At 62.8% G+C, this 9,125-nt stretch carries 10 protein-coding genes; 6 read left to right on the forward strand and 4 right to left on the reverse strand.

All coding sequences use genetic code 11. The annotated features are described in order from the left end of the window. Positions 1-44 precede the first annotated feature (44 nt). From JOZ76_RS05050 to cimA, 3 genes are read left to right on the forward strand one after another with little or no spacing between them, the layout of a single operon-like run. The gene (locus JOZ76_RS05050) at positions 45-1,307 is read left to right on the forward strand and encodes a cysteine--tRNA ligase (protein WP_441299977.1); all 1,263 of its coding nucleotides are present in this window, start codon (positions 45-47) and stop codon (positions 1,305-1,307) included. After that, positions 1,304-1,804, forward strand: coding sequence for a GNAT family N-acetyltransferase (locus JOZ76_RS05055; protein WP_291697531.1), 501 nt, complete (start codon positions 1,304-1,306; stop codon positions 1,802-1,804). The genes JOZ76_RS05050 and JOZ76_RS05055 overlap by 4 nt, the downstream gene beginning before the upstream one ends. Further along, positions 1,801-3,399 (forward strand): citramalate synthase, encoded by a 1,599-nt coding sequence (gene cimA, locus JOZ76_RS05060; RefSeq protein WP_291697532.1) that lies wholly within the window; start codon positions 1,801-1,803, stop codon positions 3,397-3,399. Before JOZ76_RS05055 ends, cimA begins: the two co-directional genes overlap by 4 nt. A 45-nt stretch (positions 3,400-3,444) precedes the next feature. On the opposite strand, the gene JOZ76_RS05065 is transcribed toward cimA, so the two are convergent. From JOZ76_RS05065 to JOZ76_RS05080, 4 genes are read right to left on the reverse strand one after another with little or no spacing between them, the layout of a single operon-like run. Beyond that, positions 3,445-5,073 (reverse strand): serine/threonine protein kinase, encoded by a 1,629-nt coding sequence (locus tag JOZ76_RS05065; protein ID WP_291697533.1) that lies wholly within the window; start codon positions 5,071-5,073, stop codon positions 3,445-3,447. A gap of 7 nt (positions 5,074-5,080) precedes the next feature. Then, positions 5,081-5,800, reverse strand: coding sequence for a hypothetical protein (locus tag JOZ76_RS05070; RefSeq protein ID WP_291697534.1), 720 nt, complete (start codon positions 5,798-5,800; stop codon positions 5,081-5,083). 11 nt (positions 5,801-5,811) lie between these two features. Next, the gene (locus JOZ76_RS05075; RefSeq protein WP_291697535.1) at positions 5,812-6,651 is read right to left on the reverse strand and encodes a VWA domain-containing protein; all 840 of its coding nucleotides are present in this window, start codon (positions 6,649-6,651) and stop codon (positions 5,812-5,814) included. A 23-nt stretch (positions 6,652-6,674) separates the two neighbouring features. Continuing rightward, entirely contained in the window at positions 6,675-7,517 is an 843-nt protein-coding gene (locus JOZ76_RS05080; RefSeq protein ID WP_291697536.1) for a vWA domain-containing protein, read from the reverse strand. 61 nt (positions 7,518-7,578) lie between these two features. On the opposite strand from JOZ76_RS05080, the gene JOZ76_RS05085 reads away from it, so the two are divergent. The 3 genes from JOZ76_RS05085 (at position 7,579) to JOZ76_RS05095 (ending at position 8,807) form a co-directional block, all read left to right on the forward strand. Next, positions 7,579-7,713, forward strand: a complete 135-nt coding sequence (locus tag JOZ76_RS05085) for a hypothetical protein (RefSeq protein ID WP_291697537.1) — start codon at positions 7,579-7,581, stop codon at positions 7,711-7,713. Between the two features lie 113 nt (positions 7,714-7,826). Next, positions 7,827-8,300: a hypothetical protein gene (locus tag JOZ76_RS05090; RefSeq protein ID WP_291697538.1), complete on the forward strand. Its 474-nt coding sequence runs from the start codon at positions 7,827-7,829 to the stop codon at positions 8,298-8,300. Positions 8,301-8,429: 129 nt separating this feature from the next. Beyond that, positions 8,430-8,807: a VOC family protein gene (locus tag JOZ76_RS05095; protein WP_291697539.1), complete on the forward strand. Its 378-nt coding sequence runs from the start codon at positions 8,430-8,432 to the stop codon at positions 8,805-8,807. Positions 8,808-9,125 lie beyond the last annotated feature (318 nt).

A 9,125-nucleotide genomic window follows, 5' to 3' on the forward strand; every position in this document is an offset into this window, starting at 1 on the left:
ATCATGTCACCTATGTCCGCAACATCACTGACGTCGACGACAAGATCAACGCGCGCGCCGCGCGCGACTTCCCGAACCTGCCCCTGAACGAGGCGATCCGCCGGGTCACCGAGGTCACCGACCGGCAATTTCACGAGGACGTCGACGCGCTCGGCGCATTACGCCCGAGCGTCGAGCCGCGTGCAACCGAGCATATCGCGGAGATGCGCGCGCTGATCGAAAAGCTGGTTGCCGGTGGCTTCGCCTATGTCGCGGAAGAGCATGTGCTGTTCTCGCCGCAGGCGATGAACGCCGCCAATGCCATACTGCCGCGCTATGGCGCGCTGGCCAAACGTTCGCTGGACGAGATGATCGCGGGCGCGCGCGTCGATGTCGCGCCCTATAAGCGCGATCCGGCCGATTTCGTGCTGTGGAAGCCGTCGAAGCCGGGCGAGCCGTCCTGGTCGTCGCCGGCGGGAATCAAAGCGGAGGGTCGTCCCGGCTGGCACATCGAGTGCTCGGCGATGGCCTGGAAGCATCTGGGCGAAACATTTGATATCCATGGCGGCGGCATCGACCTGGTATTTCCGCATCACGAGAACGAACTCGCGCAGACCTGCTGCGCCTTTCACGCTTCGCGCATGGCCAATGTCTGGATGCACAATGGTTTTCTGCAGGTCGAGAGCGAGAAGATGTCAAAGTCGCTCGGTAACTTCATCACCATCCGCGAACTGCTCGGCCAACGGCCGAGCAACCCCAGATGGGGTGAGATTCTGCGCTTCAACATGTTGAGGACGCACTATCGCCAGCCCATCGACTGGACTGAGGCTGGACTTCTCGAATCCGAAATAAGCTATGGTAAGTTGCGTCAGGCGGCTAGCGGAGCAAATCGACTCAGGATCAAGCCATCGGAAGGTGTGCTCGAGGCTTTAGCCGACGACCTGAATACGTCAGAAGTCATGGCCGAGCTACATCGGCTCGCCAACGCGGCTCGTTCCACTTCGCCGTCCGACCTTCCCGTTGACGCGGCGAATGAGCTGGCCGGCTCTTTGCAGCTATTGGGCTTCGAAAAGTCAATTGATCACATTCGGAGCGACGACATAAGAGGTGATATTCAGCGTACTTATCAGGAAGTTGCTGCGCGAGAGAGAGGGCTAGATCCAAAGCACCTCGACGAACTGCTCGTATCCCGTACCGCGGCCCGTTCGCGAAAAGATTTCAAAGAGTCGGACCGCATCCGCGACGAACTCGCCGCGATGGGCATCGTGCTGAAGGATGGCAAGGATGCCGAGGGCAAGCCGATGACCACCTGGGAGGTCGCGCGATGAACCGGACCGCGACACCTGCGCTGCGTCCGTTTCTCCCGGCCGACACGCCGGTGCTGGCCGCGATCTTCGCCGCCGCGATTGAGGAGCTGACTGGCGACGACTACAGCGAAACCCAGCAGGAAGCCTGGGCGGCGACCGCCGATGACGAGGATGCTTTTGGCAAGAAACTGGCGAGCGAGCTGACGCTGATCGCCACCTTGCAGAGCGCGCCGGTCGGCTTTGCCTCGCTGAAAGGCAAGGACCAGATCGACATGCTCTACGTGCATCCGGGCGCGGCCGGGCAGGGTGTCGCCTCGATGCTGCTCGACGCGCTGGAAAGGCTTGCCGGCAGTCGCGGCGCCAACAGCATCACGGTCGATGCCAGCGACAACGCGCAGTCCTTTTTCGCCAGGCGTGGCTATGTGGCAAAGCAGCGCAACAGCGTGACCGTCAACGGCGAGTGGCTCGCCAACACCACGATGCAGAAGACGCTCTCGAACGGCGGACACAAGCCATGAGCCGCGAACGACTCTATCTGTTCGACACTACGCTACGCGACGGCGCGCAGACCAATGGCGTGGATTTCACGCTGGCCGACAAGCAGGCGATCGCGCATATGCTCGATGAGCTCGGCATCGACTATGTCGAGGGCGGCTATCCCGGCGCCAATCCGCTCGACACCGAGTTCTTCGCTGACAAGCCGAAGCTGAACCACGCCCGTTTCACGGCCTTTGGCATGACGCGCCGCGCCGGGCGCTCTGCGGCGAACGATCCGGGGCTTGCGGGCCTGCTGCAGGCGAAAGCGGACGCGATCTGTTTCGTGGCAAAGTCCTCCGCCTATCAGGTGCGGATCGCGCTGGAGACCACGAATGAGGAAAATCTCGCCTCGATTCGCGACAGCGTCAGCGCGGCAAAAGCGGCCGGCCGCGAGGTCATGCTCGACTGCGAGCATTTCTTTGACGGCTACAAGGAGGACCCCGCCTTCGCACTGGCCTGCGCCAAGGCGGCATATGAGGCCGGTGCGCGCTGGGTGGTGCTGTGTGATACCAATGGCGGCACCATGCCCCACGAGGTCGAGACCATCGTCGCCGAAATGGTAAAGCACATTCCAGGCAGCCATATCGGTATCCACGCCCATAACGACACCGAGCAGGCCGTTGCCAATTCGCTCGCTGCGGTGCGTGCGGGCGCACGGCAGATCCAGGGCACGCTGAATGGGCTCGGCGAACGCTGCGGCAATGCCAATCTCTGTTCGCTGATTCCGACCTTGAAGCTGAAGCCGGAGTTTTCGGAACGGTTCGAGATCGGCGTGTCCGACGAGAAGCTTGCGTCACTGATGAGGCTGTCGCGCACGCTCGACGACATGCTCAACCGTGCGCCGAACCGCCATGCGCCCTATGTCGGCGAGAGCGCCTTCGTCACTAAGGCCGGCATTCACGCCTCAGCCATGATGAAGGATCCGCAATCCTATGAACATGTGGCGCCCGAAGCCGTCGGCAATCATCGCAAGGTGCTGGTGTCCGATCAGGCCGGCCGCTCCAACGTCATCGCAGAACTCGACCGGGCCGGCATTACCTATGACAGGAACGACCCAAAACTCACCCGCCTGGTCGAGGAGCTGAAGGAGCGCGAGGCCGCGGGCTTTGCCTATGAATCCGCCGATGCCTCCTTCGAGCTGCTGGCGCGCCGCACCCTCGGCACGGTGCCGGACTACTTTCGTGTCGAGCAGTTCGACGTCAACGTCGAGCAGCGCTACAACGCCAACGGCCAGCAGGTGACGGTGGCGCTCGCGGTTGTGAAGGTCGATGTCGCGGGCGAGCGGCTGATCTCGGCGGCCGAGGGCAACGGTCCGGTCAATGCGCTCGACGTCGCGCTGCGCAAGGATCTCGGCAAGTATCAGAAGTACATCGAGGGTTTGAAGCTGATCGATTACCGCGTGCGTATCCTCAATGGCGGCACCGGCGCAGTGACGCGCGTCCTGATCGAGAGCGAGGACGAGAAAGGCGAGAGCTGGACCACCGTCGGGGTGTCGCCCAACATCATCGACGCCTCGTTCCAGGCGCTGATGGATTCAGTGATCTACAAGCTCGTCAAGTCGGGCGCGCCGGCCTGAGGCCCGCGCAGCATCGAGCTGCTGCAAGCGACCATTGTTCCGGAGTTAAGACATCCACCGCCGAAGCCAGTCCAGCAGTCCTCTCGACTGGGTGGGTTGCGGGGCGGGCTGGCTGGGCGGAATGGAGGTCGGCTGACCGGCGGACTTGGGGCTGCGAGCCTTGCGCGAGCCACGCGAGAGGACGGTTTTCGGCTTCGCTTTCGTCGCTTTTGCCACGGCCGGCGGTCTAGCCGGTTTGCTCGGGGGGGCCGCAGCCGGCGCTTTGGCCGGTGAGGTCGCCGGTTCTGCTGCGGGCGCCACGCTACGGCTGCGCGGCGGGGGTGCGCTCGACATGCTCGCCAGCCGGAAACCGGCTTCGGTCTCGCTGAGCTGTTGAATTTGCCCGTCGTCCTGCACCGTGATGCTCAGGTGCTTGTGGCCGGACCGCTTGTTTTCGTAAGGCACATCGATCAGCCCGGTAACGCTCACCCAGCGCCCGACCCAGGCCGTCGACGGCTTCTCCTTCAGCTTGGCGAGCCCTTCGGACCAGATCGAGATTTTTACGACATTGCCGCGCGACGAGCCGAAATTGATGAAGACGTAACGCTTGGGCGAGCCTTTGCCGGCCTTGCGCGCCCCCGGCTTGACCTCGACGATACGCCCGATCAGCTCGACCCGGTCCCCGACCCGCTGCATTGCGGCGGAGAAGTTCAGCGCATCGACGACCGGGTAGGCGGAGATGTAGCTGGCAGGAGCGGACCTCGCCGTTGGCGAAGGCCGCGTCGTGATCTGTGTCTTCGCCGCCGGAATGTTTTGTCCGGCCAGGAACTCATCCAGCGTCGGAGCGGCCGCCAGCGGCGCTTCGCAGATCGCTGCAAAGCGGCGCGTCTGCTCCTTGAGCTTCGGCATCGCCAGCAGCCGCTGGAACACCTCGCTGTGATCAGGGTCGGCGAAATCATTCGCCTTGAAGACGATCGTCTCGCCGCCCTCGCGGAATTTCGGGTACAGTGACTTGTCCTCGACCACGGCCCTCAGGCTGAGATCGAGCGCAATGAAGCTGAAGCGATCCATCTTGGGCCCGAAATCGGAAACCTTCCGATCCGGATGCTGGAAATGCTTGTGCCCGGCTTCGCTGCCATTGCCCGGGCGCATGCCAGGGACGAACATGCCGTCATAGTCGATCAGCTTGATGTCGCCGCCCGCGACCATCACGTTGCCGTTCTGGATGTCGCCATGGGCGATGCCCTTGAGCTCGAGGAAACGTGCGATCGCCGCAAAATCGGTCCGCGCCTTTTCCAGCGCGGGCGTATCGCCAAAATGCTTGTCCAGCCAGATGCCCAGCGTATCGCCCTCGACCCAGTCCATTCGCACGATCGGAAAGGTCTGCTGGCGGACATTGATCCCAGACTGCTGGAAATCGAAATGGACGAAACAGTCGTTGCCGAGCGAGCGCAACTTCTTGGCGATTGCGTCGTATTTCTGCTGGATCGCCGGAATTTCCCGGTGGAAGCAGCGCACGGCACACTTTCTGCGCGGCGTCGTGACGGCGTAAGTGAGGGCAAAGCCTCCGGACATTACCAGCGGCAGGCCAAGATTGTTTTCGGCCACCGCGCCCTGCTTCAATTCCGGGTCGACAAAGGCTTGCGAGGGATGTTGCACCGCCTCGTGGTATTCGACGATCTGCGGATAGGACATTTTCCACCTACCACAACGCAATCAATGTGGTGTCGTCGCGCTTCATGCGCCCCGCCGCGCGCTCCTCCTGTACGAAACGGGCGAACCCGCCGGATGTTCGCAGCTTGCGCAAAATGCTGATCGGGGACGAACCGCGATCGCGTTGCGACAAGAGCCAATGGCCCAGCGCGTCGGTCATGCAGAGCAGCGCCGGCTGCTCCAGCCCGCGGAAGCTCCAGTCGGCGACAAGATCGTAGGCGAAATCCATTTTTTCCAGGAACGCGTTCTGTATCGGGTTGGTGCAGATCAGCTGCGGTGATCTGGTAAACTGCGCCGCACTGGTCAGCGGAAAGGTCGCTTTGATCGCGTCGCCGTCGCACAGCACCGCCAGGCTGTCGCCGATCGACAGCACCTGGATCGCCCTGCCGCCGTCGGCGATGCGAACGCCGAGCAGCGAGGCAAAGCTGCCTCGGTCGAACGAGGCCTGCTGCATCCACGGCAGGCTGTCACGGTCATAGAGCTTGCGAAACTCGGCGATCGCCGCCGACAGCCACTCGCGCGTGAACTCCGGATTGCGCGTGTAGCGGCGCACCAGGATCCGCGCCCAGGACGCCGAGTCGAAGGACACCGAGGCGCCGTCGCTCACCGCGTAGACTCCATTCGACGAGCGCCGAAAGCTGTCCTCGTTGTGCTGGTCCTCGCGTTTGGGGACGCTGAACGCCAGGGGCAGGCGCGATTTCGAAGGCACGTCCGCGACCCTCAACGGTCGGCGCCGAGCCTCGGCCGGGTGCCGATCTCGAAGAAGTCGACCACACATTGCGGATCGCCGTTGAAGATGAAGCCGCGTGATCCATCGGCGATCGTGTAGCCTTTGTCGCCGGCGAATTTCGCGAGATGCGCGGGTAGCGGGCTCGACATGCGGAACAGGGCCCGCGAATAGTCGTCGAGGAGCGCGGTTTCGGCGGTCGGGAACACGATCTCTAGTCCGGCCGCGGTATTGAGATGCAGGTTGAAAAGCAGCGCCTCACCGTCCTTGGTCGAAATTCGCCGCAGTCCGTCAGCCATGTCCTCAGGTCCCCCGTCGGTCGATTGGCCGTCGGTGACGTGCAGGATCGTCGGCGGGTAGGAGGTAGGGTGCTGTTCGCACCAGTTGCTCACGGTCTCGATGGTCTTGCCGAGAGCTGCGCGCATCGGCGTGCCGCCTTCGCTCTTCGGGTCGAACCAGACCGGAAACTTGGTCTTAAGTTCGACGATGCCGCCCGCCCCGTCATCCACCTTCTTCTTGCGCTCCTCGACCCGCAGTGTGTTTTCGCTGATGGCGTGGATCGGATGCACGATCTCGGAGGACAGGGCGCCGCCGAAGCCGCTTGCGACCTGCGATCCCGCATATGAGATCACGCCGACGTCGAAATAGTTGCGCACGCCGTCGGATTTCGAACAGCTCGTAACCAGCGTGTAGAGCGTCTTGTTCAGCACGTCGGCCACGAACGCCGCCTTCGAGCGGCCCGAGTCCATAATCTCGTCCATGGACCCTGACTGATCGATAACGAACAGGATGCAGGTCGGATTCTCTCTGCTGATCTCAGCCTGATAGGCCATTGCTTTTCCCCTCGATAAGATCGTCAACGATCGGCCGCGATGGCCGGCCGCGTGCCGATGTCGAAAAAATCAGCGATTGCTTCGATACCTGCATTGAAGACGAATCCGCGCGCACCGGGGCGGATGTCATAGCCCTTGCGCGCGGCGGCCTCCACGGCGTGCGGCGGCAGCAGGCTCGACATCCGAAACAGCATCTTGCCGAAGCGATCCTTGATGGCGCGCTCGTCATTCGGGAAAATCAGCGGCTCGCCTTCGCCGGCATCAACGTGCAGGTTGAACAGGAGACAGCCGCCGTCGTCGGTCGCCACGCTCTTGAGGCGGTCGGCGGTCGGCTCGGGATCGCCATCGGATGGATGGCCGTCGGTGATGTGCAAAACTGTCGGCGGAAATGCTGACGGATGCGCCGCGCACCATTGATCGAGTATCTCGACCGCCTGATTGAGACCCGCGCACATCGATGTCTTGCCTTTGCTGCGCGGCTCGAACCAGATCGGAAATCGCACCGACTGCTCGGTGAGATCGCCATTGGGTCCAGCGAGTTTCTTGGTGCGCGTTTCGACTCGCAGCGGCGCTTCGGCGAGACGCGAGATGACGTGCAGCGGCTCCTCGCCCAGCGCGCCTTGAAAACCGTTGCCGGCGTCCTTTTCTCCACCATAGGCAACCACGCCGACATGAAAGTAATCGCGTACGCCGTCGGCCTTGGAGCAATTGGTGATGATGGTATAGAGCGTCTTGTTGAGCACGTCCGCCAGGAAGGCGGCCTTGCTCTGTCCGCTGTTCAAGCGATGGTTCATCGACGTCGACTGATCCATCACCATCAGGATCGCTGTTGGCGACGCGCGGCTGATTTCGGCCTGGTAGCTCACGCTTACACCCCCTGTGAAACGCCTTTGGCGGTGTCAGGCAACAACCATCGCGTGCTCGCGCATGTTCGCCTGCAACAGCGTGAAAGCAGCGCCCATTCCCGCGCTCGGCAACGCGCAAACCGCGCTGGAGTTTCACACCACGGCGGACCGTTTCGACTTTTCCACAGCACGTGAAGAGCACAACGCGTGCAACTAGGCAGATCGCCTAACGTATGGGCACAAGCTCGATGCAAATCATTGGGCCTAGCCCGACATCGGGAACCCGATGCTCGCGTGTCGCGTTCTCTCTAGATCCCGGAGGGTCTGGCCATGAAACAGGTTTTCGACGAGCTCCTGAGATTCTTGCACCAGGGCATCGCTGCGATCTTCCGCTTCGTCGAGCTGATCTGGACCTGGTCGGTCGATCAGATCGCCCGCCTCGCCGCCGAGCCGTGGCAGCAATGGCCGCTCTGGAAAGAGCTTCTGCTGGTCGTGATCCTGGTGGCCGTGGTCTTTGCGCTCTATCAGGCCGGCCGAGAGCTCCTGGAAGCGGGCGCCGAGATTCTTGGCGCGTTCGCGCATCTGCTCGGCGTGGTCGTGCGCACGCTGCCCCATGTGCTGCTGGCCGGTGTCATCGCGCTGGGTGGTGTGTGGCTCGTCAATCACCTCGACAATTCGTTCGTGCGCATGCCGATCTGGCTGCAGGCCGAACAAACCAGCCCGCAGGAAAAAAGCCCCGCTCCAAGTCCAAGTCCAAGCCCGAGCTCGAGTCCCAGCAGCGCGCCTTCAGGGCAGCAAAAATAGCTCGCCTCGTGTTCAGACGTTTTGAGTGTGCTTCGGGCTGAGGCCAAAGCGTGCCATAAAGCGAGAGTCCGGAGCCAGCACGGGCGACGCGTCCGCGAACTTCCAAGCCGGCCCTACGATGAGCGGTCCATGATCGACCACATTTCGCTCGGCGTTGCCGATCTCGATCGCGCGGTGCGCTTCTACGAGCCGGTGCTGGCTGCGCTGGGCTTGGCGCGGCTGGTGAGCCGGCCGGCGACGATCGGCTTCGGCAAGAGCTATCCCGAGTTCTGGCTCAATCTGCGCGTTGGTATGACAAACGTCCCCCATGAAAGCGGTACGCATATCTGCCTGCGCGCGCGGACGACCGGTGACGTCGACGCCTTCCATGCCGCTGCGCTCGCGGCAGGCGGCCTATCCGACGGCGCGCCGGGCCTGCGGCCGCATGATCGCGTCAAATACTACGCGGCCTTTGTCATCGATCCCGACGGTAACCGGATCGAGGCGGTGACATTTCCGAGCGAATAGTTGATCTGCCGTCGTCCCCGCGAAAGCGGGGACCCATAACCACAGGCCGTTGTTTCGTGCGAGATATTAGCCGCGTGCCTCACTGATAGCTTCCGCGGTATGGGTCCCGGCGTTCGCCGGGACGACACCGAATGATTGACGCCGTCGTCGCGCACGATGTGCAGAAATTACAGCCGCCGCGCGATGTCCGGCGCCATTTCCTTTTCGCTGTCCGCCACCCGCGCTGCGGCGGCGCGCAGCCGGGGCAGGATGTCCTCGACCCGTTCGGCCTTGAGGATCTCGACCGACATGTCGGTGCGGATGAACTGGGTGGCGCGC

This window comes from Bradyrhizobium sp., assembly GCF_019244115.1.
In the GTDB taxonomy this organism is placed as follows: domain Bacteria; phylum Pseudomonadota; class Alphaproteobacteria; order Rhizobiales; family Xanthobacteraceae; genus Bradyrhizobium.